This window comes from Streptomyces sp. a15 (assembly GCF_059026085.1).
Genome location: NZ_JBWLKM010000130.1, coordinates 1 through 17,620, shown reverse-complemented (window position 1 = coordinate 17,620; position 17,620 = coordinate 1). Strand labels below are relative to the sequence as shown.

At 68.6% G+C, this 17,620-nt stretch carries 13 protein-coding genes and 2 pseudogenes; 9 read left to right on the top strand and 6 right to left on the bottom strand.

Going from position 1 to position 17,620, the window contains the following annotated elements:
* Nucleotides 1–198: hypothetical protein (locus AC5P09_RS48590; RefSeq protein ID WP_493880086.1), on the top strand; the 198-nt coding region annotated here is incomplete at its 5' end.
* 263 nt (nucleotides 199–461) lie between these two features.
* Here the strand turns inward: AC5P09_RS48590 and AC5P09_RS48585 are convergent.
* From AC5P09_RS48585 to AC5P09_RS48565, 5 genes are read right to left on the bottom strand one after another with little or no spacing between them, the layout of a single operon-like run.
* Nucleotides 462–884: a hypothetical protein gene (locus tag AC5P09_RS48585; protein WP_493880085.1), complete on the bottom strand. Its 423-nt coding sequence runs from the start codon at nucleotides 882–884 to the stop codon at nucleotides 462–464.
* Nucleotides 881–3,691 (bottom strand): FAD-binding and (Fe-S)-binding domain-containing protein, encoded by a 2,811-nt coding sequence (locus AC5P09_RS48580; RefSeq protein WP_493880084.1) that lies wholly within the window; start codon nucleotides 3,689–3,691, stop codon nucleotides 881–883. Before AC5P09_RS48580 ends, AC5P09_RS48585 begins: the two co-directional genes overlap by 4 nt.
* Nucleotides 3,688–4,536, bottom strand: coding sequence for a PCC domain-containing protein (locus tag AC5P09_RS48575; protein WP_493880083.1), 849 nt, complete (start codon nucleotides 4,534–4,536; stop codon nucleotides 3,688–3,690). The genes AC5P09_RS48580 and AC5P09_RS48575 overlap by 4 nt, the downstream gene beginning before the upstream one ends.
* A 41-nt stretch (nucleotides 4,537–4,577) precedes the next feature.
* Nucleotides 4,578–6,176 carry an AMP-binding protein gene (locus AC5P09_RS48570; RefSeq protein WP_493880082.1) on the bottom strand — a complete coding sequence of 533 codons (1,599 nt, stop codon included), beginning with the start codon at nucleotides 6,174–6,176 and terminating at the stop codon, nucleotides 4,578–4,580.
* The gene (locus AC5P09_RS48565) at nucleotides 6,173–7,345 is read right to left on the bottom strand and encodes a thiolase domain-containing protein (protein ID WP_493880081.1); all 1,173 of its coding nucleotides are present in this window, start codon (nucleotides 7,343–7,345) and stop codon (nucleotides 6,173–6,175) included. The genes AC5P09_RS48570 and AC5P09_RS48565 overlap by 4 nt, the downstream gene beginning before the upstream one ends.
* A 147-nt stretch (nucleotides 7,346–7,492) precedes the next feature.
* On the opposite strand from AC5P09_RS48565, the gene AC5P09_RS48560 reads away from it, so the two are divergent.
* The 6 genes and pseudogenes from AC5P09_RS48560 to AC5P09_RS48535 all read left to right on the top strand — a co-directional run.
* Nucleotides 7,493–8,707 carry a PucR family transcriptional regulator gene (locus AC5P09_RS48560; RefSeq protein WP_493880080.1) on the top strand — a complete coding sequence of 405 codons (1,215 nt, stop codon included), beginning with the start codon at nucleotides 7,493–7,495 and terminating at the stop codon, nucleotides 8,705–8,707.
* A gap of 103 nt (nucleotides 8,708–8,810) precedes the next feature.
* Complete coding sequence (locus AC5P09_RS48555; RefSeq protein WP_493880079.1) at nucleotides 8,811–9,620, top strand: SDR family NAD(P)-dependent oxidoreductase; 810 nt, start codon at nucleotides 8,811–8,813, stop codon at nucleotides 9,618–9,620.
* Nucleotides 9,621–9,669: 49 nt separating this feature from the next.
* On the top strand, nucleotides 9,670–11,067 hold the full coding sequence (locus AC5P09_RS48550) for an MFS transporter (protein WP_493880078.1): 1,398 nt from the start codon (nucleotides 9,670–9,672) through the stop codon (nucleotides 11,065–11,067).
* 162 nt (nucleotides 11,068–11,229) lie between these two features.
* On the top strand, nucleotides 11,230–12,042 hold the full coding sequence (locus AC5P09_RS48545; protein ID WP_493880077.1) for an alpha/beta fold hydrolase: 813 nt from the start codon (nucleotides 11,230–11,232) through the stop codon (nucleotides 12,040–12,042).
* A 461-nt stretch (nucleotides 12,043–12,503) separates the two neighbouring features.
* A complete protein-coding gene (locus AC5P09_RS48540; protein ID WP_493880076.1) occupies nucleotides 12,504–13,283 on the top strand; it encodes an SDR family NAD(P)-dependent oxidoreductase in 780 nt (259 codons plus the stop codon).
* 78 nt (nucleotides 13,284–13,361) lie between these two features.
* Nucleotides 13,362–14,627 (top strand): annotated as a pseudogene (locus tag AC5P09_RS48535) (RICIN domain-containing protein); the annotation flags it as partial.
* A 373-nt stretch (nucleotides 14,628–15,000) separates the two neighbouring features.
* Here the strand turns inward: AC5P09_RS48535 and AC5P09_RS48530 are convergent.
* Entirely contained in the window at nucleotides 15,001–16,032 is a 1,032-nt protein-coding gene (locus tag AC5P09_RS48530) for a LacI family DNA-binding transcriptional regulator (RefSeq protein ID WP_493880075.1), read from the bottom strand.
* A gap of 284 nt (nucleotides 16,033–16,316) precedes the next feature.
* Between AC5P09_RS48530 and AC5P09_RS48525 the strand changes: the two genes are divergently transcribed.
* Both AC5P09_RS48525 and AC5P09_RS48520 read left to right on the top strand, forming a co-directional pair.
* Nucleotides 16,317–17,336 (top strand): substrate-binding domain-containing protein, encoded by a 1,020-nt coding sequence (locus AC5P09_RS48525; protein ID WP_493880074.1) that lies wholly within the window; start codon nucleotides 16,317–16,319, stop codon nucleotides 17,334–17,336.
* Nucleotides 17,336–17,620: pseudogene (locus AC5P09_RS48520) on the top strand (ABC transporter permease); the annotation flags it as partial. The gene AC5P09_RS48525 and the pseudogene AC5P09_RS48520, both read left to right, overlap by 1 nt.

The window sequence follows — 17,620 nt, the reverse complement described above, 5'->3', positions numbered from 1 at the left end:
CAGCGGCTCGATCACGAACCGGGAGCGGAACTCGTCGACGACCTCTTCGGTCAAGGACGGACGCTGAGCAATCAGCACGGGGTGTTGCCTCCAGTGGTTTGGCGCCCGCTATGTGACGCCGTTGACACCATGAAGGGTAACGGCGATACGGTCTCCGGTGGTCGCGCTGCACTACGACGAGCCGTGGGCGGTGTTTGAGCCGCTGCTGCCGAAGGTGGAGCGTCGGGTCCGGCATCCTGGGCGCAGGCGGCATTCCGACCGGCTGGTGTTCCAGATCACCCGGCCCCGGTAGCCGACTCATAGGGCCCCGTACTGCGTGTGTCGTCCCTGTCCGTGCTTGACGGTCGGGCTCAGACCTCATCGGCACAGGCTGCGCTCGGCGGTCGTGATCAGTGCCGTCGCGGTCTCCTCCACGGACAGGCCACGGCCGGTGTACAGCAGGTCGAAGCCGTCGAAGCTCGTCAGCAGCCACAACAGGTCGGTGGCCTGGTCGGCGGTGACGTCCGGACGCAGCGCCTCTTGGGCGGCCAGGTCCCGGGCCGGCGGGCCAGCCCGCCGGCCCGGCCCTGTTCCATCCGCTGGATCGCGCCACCGACCGCGGAGGCGTCGAGCAGGGCCATCGAGAACAGGACGCGCAACACGTCCCGGTGGGCGGCGTGCAGCTCGGCCACACCACGGATCCCACCGCGAAGACCCTCGCGCGCGTCCGGGTGAGCCGCGGCCTGGAGCATGTCCTCGAACCCGCCGCGTGTCAGCAGATCCGCGCCGACCGCGTCGAACAATCCGGTGCACGTGATGCCCGGTCGCACGTAGCGGTGAGTCACGAAGGCGATCCCGATCCGGCTCGATCCGGCCCGCCCCTCGGTATCGAGATAGTGGATCACGTGGACGGCGTCGGCGGGATCGACGCGGACGCCGACCTCCTTGTGCTTCGTTCGTTCAGCACCTGGAGGATGTGCCGGTAGGGCCGGCCGACGGCGCGGGTCATGCCGAGCTCGCAGGCGCGGTTGCACGAGACGTGCAGGGTGGCGCCGGACTCGCGCACCTCGGCGGCCTGGCGGCGGGTTGCGCTGTCGGTGAGTTCCGGGCGCAGGAGTCCACGGTCGCCGGCGAACGCGCAGCATCCCCATGAAGGCGGGATGAAGACATGTGCGCTGAGAGCGTCGGCGATGATCTTCAGACTGTCGTCAGTGTGCATGCGGACCGACGAACAGGTCGGGTGCAGAGCCAGCACGTCCAGGGTTCGCTCGATGTCCACCCGCGGCAGGATGTCGCGTGCGGTGAACTCGGTGGCGTCCTCGACACGCATCCCGGACGGCAGTGTTTTGCGAACTCCTTCGGTACACGACGACGCGTCGACAACGACCGGTACGGCACCTTCGTCACCGGCCTGCCGGAGCGCGGCGTGGAGACGGCGGCTCATCACCTCGGCGCCGCCGGTGAGTCCTTTGGACGACCACGGCATCCCACAGCACAGACCAGCCACCTCGTCGGGCACGGCCACCCGGATGCCGGCTTTCGCGCACAGCGACAGGAACGCGTCCGCCGTGGACACGTCGCCGGCGCTGCCGAACATCGACCCGGTACAGCTGGGCAGGAACACGATGTCGGGACGGGGTGTCGGCCTGCCGGACCTCACGTGGCCGCCGCGGGGCAGCTCGGGTGACCACTGCGGTACGGCTTCCGTCGGCAGGACCTTGCGCGCGGCACCGGTCGCCGCCGTGGACATGGTCGGCAGTCGGTGGGCGACGGTGAGCCCTGCCGCCGCGGCTTTTGTCGCGCCGGCCCAGTGGCGGGCGGCCGTGCGGCCGATCGCCTGGGCGGTCTTGCCGCGGCTTTCGGCGCGCAGTCGGCGGACGAGCGCGCCGGTGTCGATGTCGACCGGACAGGCTGTCTGGCACATTCCGTCCGCCGCGCAGGTCTGCACGCCGGAGTACTCGTAGGCGCGGGAGAGTTCCGTGGCGGTCGCATCGTCGCCGGCCTGCCGCGCGGCGGCGATGGCGCGGCGGGTGACGATGCGTTGCCGCGGGGTCAGGGTGAGGTCCTTGCTGGGACAGACGGGTTCACAGAAGCCGCATTCGACGCAGCGGTCGGCTTCGGCTTCGATCGGCGAGGTCGTCTTCAGGTGTCGCAGGTGGATGGCCGGGTCGTCTGTGAGCAGGACGCCGGGGTTGAGGATCCGGCGCGGGTCGCACAGGCTCTTGATCCGCCGCATCACGTCGTAGAGCTCGGCGCCGTACTGTCGTTGGACGTACGCCGCCATGACCCGGCCGGTGCCGTGCTCGGCCTTGAGTGTGCCGCCGCGTCCCAGTACCAGATCGACCATGTCCTCGGTGAAGGCCGCGTACCGGTCCACCCCGGCGGAGTCCTGGAACTCGGCGCTGAGCAGGAAATGGATGTTGCCGTCCTTGGCGTGCCCGAAAATGACGCTGTCGTCGTACCCGTGCTTGCCGAAGAGCCGTGTCAGTTCCGCGCAGGTGTCCGCGAGGACGGGGGGAGGAACGGCGATGTCCTCCAGGAGAGCGGTGGTCCCGGCTGCCCGGGCGCCGGCGACGGCGGGGAAGAGTCCCTTTCGGATCTTCCACAACGCGGCCCGTGTCGCGGGATCCGTCGTGAGCTCATCGCCCCCGCCCGAGGTCCATTCGAAGCGCGCTTCCGCCTCCTGGAGGAGGTTTTGCAGATGCGGGACCGTGGGCGCCTGGTATTCGACGAGGAGCGCGGCCTGTCGAGAGATGGGCAGGGCGCGCAGGCGTTCGGTGGCGTCCTTGTCGGCGGCGGCGACACGCAGCGACTGAGCATCGAGCAACTCGATCGTCGCGGCGCCGCTGTCGATGAGCGCGGGCAGCGCCGAGGCGGCCGACACCAGATCCGGCAGAACCAGCAAACCCGTACCGGTGTGCGGAAGCACCGGCACGGTCATGAAAGTCGCCGAGGCGATGAAGGCGAGTGTGCCTTCGCTGCCCACGATGAGGTGGGCGAGGATGTCTGCGGCCGCGTCGAAGTCGAGGAACGCGTTGACCGCGTAGCCCATGGTGTTCTTGATGGCGAACAGTTCCCTGATCCGGGCCACCAGCGCCGGGTTTTCGCGGACCTGGTCACGCAGCAGGAGCAGCCCTCGATACAGATCCGGTTCGAGCGCGCGCAGGCGGGCGTCGGCGTCGGTGTCGCCGGTGTCGACGAGGGTGCCGCTGGGCAGGACGAACCGCAGCGTACGAAGGGTGCGGTACGGGTTGGCATGCGTGCCGCAGGTCATCCCGCTGGAGTTGTTCGCGACGATGCCGCCGATGGTGCAGGCGTACTCGCTGGCCGGATCGGGGCCGAGCTTCGTGCCGTAGGGCCGCAGAGCGGCGTTGACGGCGCCGACGGTGGCTCCCGGCTCCACCCGCACGGCGCGGCCGTCGTCGAGCACCTCGACACCCCGGAAGCCACGGCGGGTGTCGACCAGAACGGAGTCGGTCACCGCCTGTCCGGACAGGCTGGTCCCGCCGGCGCGGAAGGTCAGGGCGACATCGGCCCGGCCGGCGGCGGTCATCAGCTCGGTGACGTCCTGGGTGCTCCCGGCGACCACGACGGCCTGTGGCGTGAGCAGGTAATGGGAGGCGTCATTCGCCTGGGCGACCCGGTCCAACAGACTGTCGCTGGCGCCACCTCCCTGCCACCCGTGCGCCCGGAGGCGATCGAGGGGCCTCACCGCGTCACCTCCTCGACCAGCAGTTCGAAGGTGACGGCGACGATGTTCTCCTCATCGAGGAACTCTCCGCGGTGGACGTTTCCGAACCGGTCGATCGCCACCCCGCTGATCCAGGAGAACGGTGCGGCGGGATCACGCAGGTCGAAGCGGCCGATCAGGGACGCCTCGGTGGCCGGCCCGTCGACGATGAACGCACCACCGTCGCGCCGGAGGACGGCACCGACCAGGCTGCCCACGCTGCCCGCGATCGACGCACGCTCGAACCCGTTCTCCCGCATCACGTCGCGGACGGCTTCGGCAAGCCGGACCCCCGGTGCCACGCGGGACATGGCCGCCCGCACCGCGCCGGGCCCGCTCACCCCGCGGGGCCGGGCCGGACGCGGCGTGAAGACGGGCAACCGGGTTTCGGCGTCGGTGTCGCTGATGAGTTCGGCCTGATTCAGGGCATGCACGACGGCGTGGACGGGGCCAGGACCGATGACGGTCTCCGGCCACACGTGCCCGCCTCTGACCTCGCCGTACGCATCGAACCAGGCGGCGTGACAGTGGGCGAAACGCTGCCCTTGCCTGAACCCGACGGTGGCCGACCCGGCGATCAGACGCGCGGGTGCCACGGCTTCCCTGGTGGAGCTGAAGGTCACCGCGGTCGTGCCGTCGTGGCACAACGCGGGGACGCAGTAGCTGACCCGGGACAGTGACCCGTCGAGCAGCTCGACCTGACCGGAGCTCGCCCCCAGGGCCTCGATCTCGTGGGCCATGGCGTCGACCAGGCGCGCCCCGGCGGGCAGGGTCACCCGGCGCGGTGTGCTGGTGGTCGGCACGGAGACGCGGCGTTCCGCCGCCACGGCTCCGGGATGACGGAGGGGCTGTGCCCAGCGACCCGACGTCATGACGGCCAGCCCTGCTCGATCAGCCGATCGCGGACGGTGCGGCGCACGATCTTGCCGTACCCGGACCGTGGCAGCTCGTCCCAGAACACGACATGCCGCGGCACCTTGTAGCGCGCCATGCGGTCGGTCAGCCACTGCCGGATCTCCTCACCGGCCACGGACGAGCCGTCGGCCAGGACACACACGGCGACACCGACCTCACCCCATGTCGCGTCCGGCATGCCGAGCACGATCGCCTCGCTGAGCGCCGGGTGGCCGAGGATCTTCTCCTCGATCTCACGGGGGTGGATGTTGGATCCACCGGAGATGTACATGTCGGACAATCGGCCGGTGATGTAGAGAAAGCCTTGCTCGTCGAGCATTCCGACATCGCCCGTGTGGAACCAGCCGTCGTGGAGGGCGGCCTCGGTCGCCTCGGGGTTGCGCAGGTATCCCCGGAACACGGCCGGTCCCGCGGCACAGATCTCCCCGGTCTCTCCCGCGGCGACCTCGTTGCCCTCCGCGTCCCGGATGCTGATCTGCATTCCGGTACGCGGGTATCCGCAGGTGCCGTACGCGACGTTCGCCGGCGGCTCGTGGTCGTGCTGATACGGCGGCAGGACGGTGATGTTGCCCGTCACCTCGGCCAGCCCGTAGTACTGCACGAGGACCTCGCCCAACGTCGCCCGAGCGTGCTGCTGATCCCGGCGGGGCATCGGGGCGCCGGCGTAGACGACATAACGCAGCGACGAGTGGTCGCGTTCGTGCACCGAGTCGTGTTCGGTGAGGCGCTTGAGGATCGTCGGGACCGTGAAGAGGTTGGTGATCCGCTCGGACTCCACGAGCTGCCACACCTCGGCGGGATCCAGACTCGCCGAGACCGGGATGACGGTGGCCGCCCCGCGCGCGACCTGGGGCAGCAGGTGTACGCCCGCGCCGTGCGACAGCGGAGCCACGACCAGGGACCGGTCGGCCTCGGTCGTGCCCGGCATCAGATCGGCGATGTGGTTGGTGATCACGTAGCCGAGCTGGTCGTGGGTGAGCACCGCCGCCTTCGGGGAGCCACTGGTGCCCGAGGTGAAGAAGTACCACGCGGCGTCCCCGGCCCAGACTCCGTGATCCGGCACGTCCCGCTCCGGGTCGGAGAACGAGCCGATCTCCTCCAGCCACAAGGTCACCAGCCCGGGACCGACCACCGATTCGACGGCACCCACGTGCGAAGCGGCCGACTTGTGCGCGATCATCACGACGGGCTCGCACGCCGAGGCGATGGGCACGAGTTCGCTGTCGTGCGAACGCGCGTTGACCGGTGCGAGCACCGCCCCGACACGCCACACGGCGAACATGGCCTGCACGTACTCCGGCTGGTTCGGGCCGTCCAGCAGCACGCACTGGCCGGGCCGGACGCCGAGCGCGAGCAGGCGCGCGGCCAGCGCCGAAACCCGCCGGTCCAGCTCCCGCCACGTCCACCGCGTTCGACCGTGCACCAGCGCGCAGGCATCGGGAGAACGGCGGGCGGTCTGCGTCAGCAGGTGGGCGAGATTGACCGCCCGGTGCCGCGGTGCTCCGGCCTCGCCGGTGAGTTCTGTGTTCTTTCGTGCGTCGGCGATGGTCATCGTGCCCGCTCCAGGACGGTGGCGTAGTTGGCCACGGCGGCACCGCCCATGTTGAACACGGCCACACGGTCAACGGTGGGCAGTTGCATGGCGCCTGCTTCTCCGACGAGTTGCATGGCGGCCATGACGTGCTGGGACACACCGGTGGCGCCCAGCGGATGTCCTTTCGCCTTCAACCCGCCGGACACGTTGACGGGCAACGATCCGTCACGGTGAGTGGCGCCGCTCGCCAAAACCTCGGCGGCTTTGCCGGGCGCGGCGATGCCGAACGCCTCGTACTGCAGGAGTTCGGCGATGGTGAAGCAGTCATGGGTTTCGAGCAGATCGAGCTCCGCCAGCCGGGTTCCGGCCTCGTCCAGCGCACCGTGGAACGCCGCGGCAGCACCGACCAGGGCGAGCGGATCGGGCCGCGCGGCGACCGCCAGGTGGTCGTTGACGTGGCTACGGCCGCGCACCGCGACCGCGCGGTGCGCGGTGCTCGCGAGGTCGGCGTCGGCGACGACCAGGGCGGCCGCGCCGTCGGACACCATCGAGCAGTCGGTGCGCAGCAACCGTCCCGCGACGCGCGGGTTTCGCTCGGACTCGGTGGCGCAGAAGTCGAACCCCAGATCCTTCCGCACGTGCGCCAACGGGTTGGCCATCCCATTGCGGTGATTCTTCGCCGCGATCTCGGCCATGGCGTCGTGCGGGTCGCCGTACCGCTCGGCATAACGATCAGCCAGGCCCGAGAAGACACCCGCGAAACTGCCCGCCGACGCCTCGGTACGCCGGTGGGAACCACTCAGCAGAATGTCGTTGATCTCTGATCCCGGTACCGACGTCATCTTCTCGGCGCCTACGACGAGCACGGCGCGAGCACGTCCGGCTTCGATCCGGTCCAGGGCCGCGAACAGCGCCGCCGACCCGGTGGCACACGCGTTCTCCGCCCGGGCCGCAGGCACAGAGGCCAGAGCGGGGACGCCGGCACCGACCAGCGCGGCCTCGAAGCCCTGCTTCGAGAAGCCGTTGTTGAACACTCCGACAAAGATGGCGTCGATGTCGCCGGGTTCCAGCCCGGCGTCCTCGACAGCCGCGCCACTGACCGTGGCGATCAGCCTTTCGATGTCATGGTCCGGATGGCGGCCGAACGGGGTATGGGCCCATCCGATCAACTGCGGTGGCTTGGTCATCGAGAACCTTCATCTTTGAAGTCGGCGGGGAATCACTGCCCGAGCACGCCCCGGTCGGCTGCTCACCATGCCGCTCGGACGCGCCGCCGGACACCGTCGCGGGACGAGGAAACGTGACCGCCTTTCCTCTCTCTGTAGAATCCACGGGTGTCCGACAACGAGATCCAGCCAATCGTCGACCGGCTCGCCCAGCAGCTGCGGCGGTCAGTCGTGATCGTCGATCCGACCGTACGCATGCTCTACAGCAGCGCCCACTTCGGCGACGAGGACCAGGTCCGTGTCCAGGCGATCCTGCACCGCGACGCCGGCCCCAAAGCCATCGGTCACGTCCTCGCCCAGGGGGTGTCGACCTGGACCACCGCCGGCGTCATCCCTCCCTACGAGGAGATCGGGATGAAGGCCCGTGTTGCGGTACCCATCCGATGGCGCGGCGATCTCCTCGGCCTGCTGCTGGTGATGGACGCCGAAGGCTCCCTCATCAGCTCCGAGTTCGCGACGATCAGCGAAACGGCACAGATCGTCGCACCGATGCTGGCGGGCCAACGTCCTGGTGACGAAGGCGCGGTTGCCCGCGAACGAGCGGTCCGGGACCTGGTCAGCAAGGAACCCACAGTGCGTCGCCGCGCACTGGCCGACCTCGGCCCGGGCGACGAGCTCAACCGGTTCACGCACGTCACAGCCATCGACGTAGGGGTGGTACCCGTCGCGGAGACAGTGAGCGCGTCCCATGTCGAGATGGCACTGCGCGACGCCGTGACCTTCAGCCGCCCGCCGGGCTCGACGGCCGAACTGCACGCGATCACCGCCGACGGTGCGTTGCTGCTGCTCGGTGGCTCCGCCCCCCTCGCCGACAACGTCAGCCGCGGCCACGCGCAACGGATCGTCGAGCGTGTGCAGGACATGGCCGCAGGCCGCTTCACACCGGTGGCCGGTGTCGGATCCGCAGCCGAGGGCCTCGACCGCGCCGTGGAGACAGCGGACCAGGCCCGACTGGCCCGCCGCGCCGCCTTGTCAGTACTGGGCACGGACATCGCTGTCTGGGCCGATGTCGGACCCTACGGCCCTCTGCTCCGCATCCCCGCTGACGAACTCACCGCGAGCGCGCTGCCGGTCGAGCTGCGCCGCCTCCTCGACATCGACCGTGGCCGCCAGCTCACCGAGACCCTGCGCGCTTACCTGGACAACGCGTGCTCAGGTCCCGCGACCTCGCAAGTGCTGAACATCCATCGCACCACCCTCTACTACCGTCTCGGTCGCATCAGTGAGCTCACCGGCCTCGACCTGGCCGACGGCCGCACCCGGCTCGTGCTCCACATCGGCCTCACGATGATGGACCTCATGGACACCAGGGTTCGACAGTAAGAGGAAAATCGGCGTTCGCATTTCAACGTCCCGCTGTAGTGGCCCACGGCTGTAGAGGCGCATCCTGCTCCGGACCGACCACCCAGCCACTCAGGGATGTGACATGAGCACCGTTCGCCCTACCATCGAGGCGACGCGAGCCGGTACCGACCCGTTCGACCTCACAGGGCGAGTCGCACTGGTCACCGGAGCCGCCCGTGGAATCGGCCAGTCGATCGCCGTGGAACTGGCCCGGCGAGGCGCCCATGTCGTGGTCGCCGACATGCGCGACCCGAGCGAGACGGTGGCCCTGCTACGTGACGGCTTCCCTGCCGGGACCCACGAAGGCAAGGCGGTCGACGTGCGCGAACGCGAGCAGGTCGAGAACGTGGTCTCCGACACCGTCGAACACTTCGGGCGCCTGGACATCCTCGTCAACAACGCCGGGACAGCCACCCGGGCAAGCCTGACCGGGCTCACCGACGACGAATGGTTCCGCGACATCGACACCAACCTCCGCGGTACCTTCCTGTTCTGCCGCGCCGCCATCAGCCCCTGGATGAGCGAGCAGCGTGCCGGCGCGATCATCAACATCAGCTCGGTCAGCGGCATCATGGGCGGTCCCTCCTCGGGCAGTGCGGACCAGGTACGCTCCGGGCCCGCGTACGCGGCCTCCAAGGGCGGCGTCATCGCCCTCACCAAATGGCTCGCCAAAGAGGTGGGCGCCCTGGGGATCACGGTCAACTCGGTGGCACCTGGCCCGATCGCCACGACGCTCACCGAAAACGTGGCGTACGACTTCAGCCAACAGATCCTCCCGCGTATGGGCAAGCCCGAGGAGATCGGCGCGGCCGTGGCCTACCTCGCCTCGCCCGCGGCCGCGTATGTCACCGGGCAGGTGCTGCGCGTGTGCGGCGGCGCAGCGCTCGGGTAACGGCTCCCGCTCAGTCCCCCTCAATTGAGCCCGCAAAGGAGCAGGCCCAATGAATCAGGAAAATCCCCAGGCACTTCCCGACGCCGTCCAGGCACGCATCGTCCGCAAGGTGGCCCTCCGACTGATCCCGTTTCTTGCGGTCGCCTACCTGCTCAACTACCTGGACCGCACCAACATCGCCTTCGCCAATCTGACCATGAGCAAGGACCTCGGGCTCAGCGAAACCGGGTACGGTCTGGCGAGCGGTCTGTTCTTCGTCGGCTACGTGTTCTTCGAGGTTCCGAGCAACCTGGCACTGGTCCGATTCGGCGCGCGACGCTGGATCGCCCGGATCATGGTCACGTGGGGAATCGTCGCGATCGGCATCGCGTTCGTGAACAGCCCGGCCACGCTCTACACCGGGCGAATCCTGCTGGGCGTCGCCGAAGCCGGATTCTTCCCCGGCGTCATGCTCTATATGACGTGGTGGTTCCCACGAGCGGTCAGAGTCCGGCTGATCGGGCTGTTCATGATCGCACTGCCGGCCTCATCCGCACTGGGTGCCCCCTTGTCGGGCGCGATCATCGAGTACCTGCACGGATTCCTCGGCCTGGCCGGATGGCGGGTCATGTTCCTGATGGAGGGCGTCCCCACGGTAGCCCTCGGAATCGCCGCCTGGTTCTACCTCACCGACCGCCCCCGCCAAGCCCAATGGCTCACTCCCGACGAACGCGAATGGCTGGACACGACCATGGTCGCCGAACAAACGGCCACGGCGGAAGGCGGCCACACCTCCGTACGCCAGTCCCTGCGGGACGCCCGGGTATGGGTACTGGGATTCGTCTACTTCGGACTGGGTTACGGCCTGTTCGCCCTGTCCTTCTTCCTGCCGACCATCGTCGCCGGGTTCGCGAAGACCTTCGACACCGACTTCTCGATATTCGAATCGGCGCTGATCGTCGCCATCCCCTTCACCATGGGCGCGATCGCCCTTGTCATCTGGGCGCAGCACTCCGACCGGACCGGCGAACGCATCTGGCACGTCGCTCTCCCCACCCTGCTCGCCGCGATCACCGTTCCGGTGGCGTTGTACATGCAGTCCCCAGCCGGGGCGATGGCGGTCATCAGCCTCACCGCCATCGGGATCTACGCCGCATTCCCCGTGTTCTGGTACCTGCCGTCGACATTCCTCACCGGCACGGCCGCAGCCAGCGGCATCGCCGTAGTCAACACGATGGGTGCCGTGGCGGGTTTCGCCGCTCCCTACATCACCGGCTGGCTCCTGGACCTCACCGGCACATCAAAGGCGGGCCTCTGGGTTGTCGGCGTAGTAATGTCCGCCTCGGCGATCGTGCTGCTGACCTTCGGCAGGCGGTTCCGCCCTCGAACGGCAGACGAGGCGCAGCCCACGGACGCGTCCTCGACCCCTCGGGCAGCCCCGCTGCCGTCGCCTCCGAGGTACTCGTGATCGAGGACCACCCCGCGACTTCACGAGGCGCCCGACTGTTCCATCCACCTTCTCCCCCCAGGGCATCCAGATCGGCGCCGCGTCACCCAGCGGCGGGTTCGACCGGACTCCTGGCACCCCAGCGGCGCGCCCGCCGCCCACAGCAAAGGTAGGACACCCACCATGAGCGGAACCGGACTGATGTTCACCACCTCCGACGGCGTGCGAATCTGCTACGACGATGAGGGATCCGGCGCACCGGTCCTGCTCGTCCATGGCTACTCCGCCAACCGCGGATACTGGCCCTTCCAGCGGCGCGCGCTGCTCGACGCCGGCTACCGCGTGATCAACATCGATCAGCGAAACCACGGCGACTCCGACCACGCCGCGTTCGGTCAGCGGATGTCTCGGCACGGCCTGGACCTGCGAGAGCTGATGGACGGTCTGCAGCTGACCGACGTCAGCCTGATCGGGCACTCGATGGGTGTATCGGTGTCGTTGGCCCTGTTCAGCCTGTACGGCACGCGCGACGTGAGCCGCTTCGTCGCTGTCGACCAGTCGCCGAAAATCGTCAACGACGAGACCTGGAAGTGGGGAGTGTTCGGCGTCGAATGGCCTCATGCGTGGGAGCAGGTCAACATGCGTCACCCCTGGGGCGAGCTGGACCGTGAGCCGGACCCGCCGGAGGCAGTCGCCCGCGAACTCGCCAAGTTGGCGCACCATCACGACCACTTTCCGCACGAGCAGGTCAGCCAGCTCCTGCTGGACCACTTCGCTGCGGATTGGCGGGACGTGCTGCCGCGGATCGACATCCCCACCTGGGTCGTCACTGGCCGGCACAACCCGTATTACCACGCTGAGGGAATGGAGTGGTTCGCCCAGCAGGTCCAGCGCGGCAGCTACTCGATGTTCGAGAACAGCGGTCACGAGCCGCACATGAACGAGCCCGACCTTTTCAACGAGCGGCTGCTCCAGTTCCTGAAGACCACTCCGTGAGGCGGCACCACCGCATGGTTCCCGCCGACCGCGCCGCACGCTGCCTGACGAATGCGGCAAGATCCCACCGTTCGTGTTCGGCATCCTGATGAGCCTCGAACCGAACCGGCGATTGCGGCCCTCATCGGCCTCGTCGTCTTACGGGAGTCGCCGCACTGGTCGCAGTGGATCGCCGTCCTGTGCGTGGTCGTCGCATCGGCGGGCGCCGCACGCGGCACCTGCCCGGAGGGGTGACCGCCGGCAGTTCTGGCTCGCTCATCGAGTTCTGGAGAACGCTCGCCCGAGAGCACATAACCACCGCCCGGTGGTTCGCACGACTGTTGGTGGACGAGACGTACGGGTGAATCACGCTCGGAGAGAGGTCTGATGAGCAGCAGTGCTTGGGCATACACATCGTTTGACTTCGAGGTGCTGTTCGCTGGGATGGACCGTATCGAGGCGGGCGGGGTTCAGTGAGCACGGTGCACGAACTCAGCGGCCGGGTGGCCGTGGTGTTCGGAGCGGGGTCATCGGGTGCCGGACTCAGCAACGGCGAGGCAGCCGCCCGGGCGTACGCTGCGGCCGGGGCGCTCGTCGCCGTGGTGGATCTGGTCGCCGGTGAGGCCGATCGGGTCGCCAAGAAGATCACCGCTACCGGCGGCACCGCCCTCGCTGTCACCGCCGACGTCACCGACGAGGACCAGGTCGCGGCCGCGGTGCGCACCGTGGTGGGGGAACTCGGCGTGCCGCATGTTCTCCACAACAACGTGGGCGTTGCGCGCACCGGCTCCGTGCTCGAACTCGGGCTGGACGACTGGGAGGCGGGATTGCGCGTCAATCTGACCAGTGTCTATCTCACGACACGCCATGTGCTGCCGTCGATGCTCGCCGCCGGGAGGGGTGTCATCACGAACGTCTCGTCCGTCGCGAGCATTCGGGACACCGGCTACGTCTACCCGGTCTACAGCGGGGCCAAGGCCGCGGTGAATCAACTGACCGTATCGTTGGCCCTGACCTACGCCGCCCGCGGCATCCGCGCGAATGCCGTATTGCCCGGCCTCATCGACACCCCTTTGGTCACCCAGCAGATCACTGACGATCCAGAGGCTCTTGAGGCCCGTCACGCCGCCAGTCCGACCGGACGCATGGGTAGCCCGTGGGATGTCGCGCATGCGGCTGTGTTCCTGGCCAGCGACGCGGCGGCCTACGTCAACGGCGTCTGCCTCCCAGTCGACGGCGGTCTGTCGGCGCGGTGCCGGTGAGGTCGAGAAGTCCGGTGGCGTCGCCCCGCCCAGGAGAGTGCTGACGACGACACTCCACTCCTGCGTCGTGCCGGAACCGATCACAAGGCGGCCGACCCGAACTGGACGCCGTCCAACGACGGAGACCGTAAGAACCTGGCGATCGCCCTGTACTCCAGCACCGATGGCGGCGTCACATGGAAGGTCGCCAATGTCATCCCGACCGGCCACCGGCGGCTGGCGGCTGGCAGGGTGGCAGCGCGGGCGCGATCGGCCAGAACATCGCGGCCGCCAACACAAACAAGCAGGTGGATCCCCTGTGGGAGCCGTACCTGATGGTCTACAAGGGCAAGCTCGTCTGCTACTACTCCGACGAGAACGACTACACCGGCTTCGATCCGGCCACCGGCGCCCCGGTCCTGGACCCCGCGAACGACACCGCCCCCGACTCGCACGGTCAGATCCTCGCCCACAAGACCTGGGACGGCCGCAGCGCGAGTTGGAAGGACATGGGAGGCGGCAAGAAGGAGATCGGAGGCGGCCGGCCGGGCATGACCGACGTCGTCCCGACGACGGACGGCAAGTGGCTTCTCACCTACGAGTACTGGGGCGGGGGAGTCAACGTCAGGTACGCGGTCGCGGACGACCCGCTGAAGTTCTACGGCGGCTCCGTCGGCAACTCCGTCACCTCATTGCCCGTCGACCCCGGTTCCCACCCGCTCGCGACGGGCGGCAGTCCGGTCATCATCAGGCTCCCCGACGGCCGCCTGGTGTACAACGCCGCCGGCAGCGGCAACGTCTGGGTCAACGAGAGCGGGCGCAGCGACGAAGTGTGGAAGAAGTACCAGACGACCTCGCCGACCGGCTACAGCCGCTACCTGCAGTACGTCCAGGGCACCGGTCGCGTCTCCATACTGAACAACCAGGGCACGTCGACGATCGCCTTTGCCGAGGTCGATCTCGGCCAGTCGCAGGGCGCCTACTACCAGTTGGCGAACCGTAAGACGGGTCAGGTGATCGGCACACAAGACCAACGTCCTGGAGAACGCCGGTTCGGCGGCGAACAAGGACACCCAGTACTGGCACATGGTGACCGAGCCGAACGGCGGCGTGACGCTGCTGAACAAGTCGGGCGGCCGCGCGGCAGCCATCTGGACCGGCAACGCGACGGACGGCCAGAAGATCGGGCAGTGGGTCGACAACAGCGCGACGGGCAGCTGGAACGTCAGCCAGACCGCCGACGGCTACTACAAGTTCCAGGCGGTCAAGAACACGGGCGTGTACCTGACCGGCGCCTCCCAGGGCGCACCGCTGACCTTGGAGAACGCGGCCCAGGACGGCTCGCAGGAGTGGCAGCTCGTCCAGCAGGCTCCGACCGCCGCGAACCTGACGAAGGACGTGCGGTCGGCGAAGCTGATCGCGGCGAACCAGGTCGGAGTGAAGACAGCAGTGCCGCTGGACGCGACGGCATCGGATCCCGCGACCACGCCCCTCCACGCGAACACGACCGGTCATGCCTACGCGTTCGTAGCCGACGGGAAGGTCACCGACCTCGGCCCGGTCTCGTTCGACGAGGCCCAGAAGGGCAGCGTGGCACTTCCGCAGACGGTCGCTGCCGGGAAGAAGATCAGGATCGCCGTGTCTTCGACAACACACAAGCATTGGGTGAGCCGAATCGTCGGCTCACCCCGACCTCAGGCACGGGCCACTCGCAGCCGCATGTCCGGCACCGCGACGGTCACGCAGGTTTCGCCGTCGTGCCGCGCAAGACGAGGCGTGGGGTGAGGACGACCTCGCGGGGTTCGGTGCGGTCCTGGTTGAGGCGCTCGACCGCGGCGGTCACCGCGTGCCGGGCCTGTTCCTGGGCGCCCTGGCTGACGGTGGTCAGGTTGAAGCAGCTCAGCCGGGAGAGTGTGTCGTCGTCGTAGCCGACGACGGAGACCTGGCCCGGGACGGCGACGCCGGCGCGGGTCAGGGCGGCCAGCACTCCGATGGCGGACTGGTCGTTGAATGCGACGACCGCGGTGGGCAGTTGGGGGTCGTGGAGGACGCGGCGGGCGGCGTGTTCGCCGGCCGCCTCTGTCTTGTCTCCGGTGAGAACCCGGATGTGCTCGCCCAGTCCGTGGCGACGCATGGCGGTGCGGTAGCCGCGGCGCCGGTCGGTGGCGATGACGCCCTTGCCGCCGTCGACGTAGACGATCTCGCGGTGGCCGAGGCCGACGAGGTGGTCGACGATCTGGCCCACGCCGTCGTCGTCCGCGGTGCGTACGACGTCCAGGGCGGCGCCGGCGATGCGGCGGCCGACGGCGATGACGGGGGCCTTGTTGTCGAGGGCGGCCAGCGTGTCGGCGGGCGAGGTGGGGCCGAGCAGGATCAGTGCCTCGCTGCGGAAGGCCAGCAGTGTCTCCACCGCGGTCTGTTCGTCGCGGGTGCGGGTGAGGGTGCTCAGGACGAGGTCGTAGCCGAGCTCCTCGGCCGCGGTGTGCAGGTGCTCGACGAGTTCGGCGTGGAACGGGCTGCGGATGTCGACCATGACACCGAGCAGCCGGCTGCGCCTGCTGGCCAGCGTGCTGGCGGTGCGGTCCACCTGGTAGCCGAGGTCGGCAGCCGCCTTGAGGACACGCTGCCGGGTGCGCTCGCTGGGGCCGGGCACGCCGCGCAGCACCAGGGACACCGACGCCGTGGACACGCCCACCCGCGCGGCCACGTCCTCCAACCGCGGACGCTTGTGCCCGCCGTTGCGGTGGCGCAGGGAACCACTGTCGTCCACTTGTACCTCCGCGCGGCACATCTCCTCGGGCAACACCCTTGACACGATCGCGAAACAAGGCCGATAGTACCAGGACTTAAAGCGCTTTAAATTGTCCTGTTGTTCTGATGGACGCAGCCAACGAGTGCTAGGCCCTACAACGGCCTCGGCACCTGGACATCGGCCTCCTCGTTCCACCGCCCGCTCCCGAAGCCCTGATCTCCACTCCTCTCCAGCGGCCCACCCGGAATCCGCGGTTCCCCTCTCCCTCGATCTCTCCTCGATGCACAGTGAGGTGCACGCCCATGACCCGCACACCGCTTCCCCGCTCGCGCAGAATCGTCCCCGCAGTGGCCATGGCCGCCGCGGCCGCCCTGACCCTCGCGGGCTGTTCCAGCAGCTCGGGCGGGAAGAAGGCCGAGGAGAGCGCCGACGACGTCTCCGCCGGCAAGGCCTCCACACCGCGCATGACGATCGCGATGGTCACCCACGCGCCCTCCGGTGACACCTTCTGGGACACCATCCGCAAGGGCGCCGAAGCCGCCGCGGCGAAGGACAACGTCAAGCTGATCTACTCCAACGACGAGAACGCCGGCGACCAGGCCAACCTGGTGCAGAACGCGATCGACCAGAAGGTCGACGGCATCGCGGTCACCCTCGCCAAGCCCGACGCCCTGAAGGCCGTCGTCGCCGCGGCCGAGAAGGCCGGCATCCCCGTGGTCGGCCTCAACGCGGGCCTGGGCGTCTGGAAGCAGCAGAAGCTGCTGTCGTTCTTCGGCCAGGACGAGTCCGTCTCCGGCGAGGCCCTCGGCTCCAAGCTCAACGGGACGGGCGTGAAGCACGCCCTGTGCGTGATCCAGGCCCAGGGCGACGTCAACCTCCAAGAGCGCTGCGACGGCGTGAAGAAGACCTTCAGCGGCAAGACGGACATCCTCTACGTCAACGGCACGGACATGCCGTCGGTGAAGTCGACCATCACGGCCAAGCTGAAGCAGGACTCCTCGATCGACGAGGTGGTCACCCTCGGCGCACCCATCGCGCTGACCGCCACGCAGTCGGTCTCCGAGTCGGGCAGCAAGGCCAAGGTCGCGACCTTCGACCTGAACAAGGCCCTGGTGTCCGCCATCGAGGAGGGCACCATCCAGTTCGCGGTCGACCAGCAGCCCTTCCTGCAGGGCTACCTGGCGGTCGACTCCCTCTGGCTCTACAAGACCAACGGCAACTTCAGCGGCGGCGGTGAGCAGCCCGTGCTGACCGGCCCGGCCTTCGTCGACAAGTCCAACGTCGATGCCGTCGCCAAGTTCGCCGCCAAGGGCACCCGGTGATGAGCATGACCCAACAGGCCGCGCCGGCGGTGACCACACCGCCGGCCTCCGGCCCGCAGCAGACCGACGGCCGGACCGCTGAACGTCCCCTGGCCCTACGTCTGTTGGCCCGCCCCGAGATGGGCGTCTTCCTCGGCGCCCTCGCGGTATGGGTGTTCTTCCTGGTGGCCGCTCCGCCGGTGCGCGACGGCGACTCGATGGCGAACATCCTGTACCAGTCGTCGACGATCGGGATCATGGCGCTGCCGGTAGCGCTGCTGATGATCGGCGGGGAGTTCGATCTG

Coding starts and splice junctions, on each gene's coding strand:
- AC5P09_RS48565 (WP_493880081.1), bottom strand. CDS start 7,345: ATGACCAAGCCACCGCAGTTGATCGGATGGGCCCATACCCCGTTCGGC.
- AC5P09_RS48545 (WP_493880077.1), top strand. CDS start 11,230: ATGAGCGGAACCGGACTGATGTTCACCACCTCCGACGGCGTGCGAATC.
- AC5P09_RS48550 (WP_493880078.1), top strand. CDS start 9,670: ATGAATCAGGAAAATCCCCAGGCACTTCCCGACGCCGTCCAGGCACGC.
- AC5P09_RS48570 (WP_493880082.1), bottom strand. CDS start 6,176: ATGACCATCGCCGACGCACGAAAGAACACAGAACTCACCGGCGAGGCC.
- AC5P09_RS48525 (WP_493880074.1), top strand. CDS start 16,317: ATGACCCGCACACCGCTTCCCCGCTCGCGCAGAATCGTCCCCGCAGTG.
- AC5P09_RS48555 (WP_493880079.1), top strand. CDS start 8,811: ATGAGCACCGTTCGCCCTACCATCGAGGCGACGCGAGCCGGTACCGAC.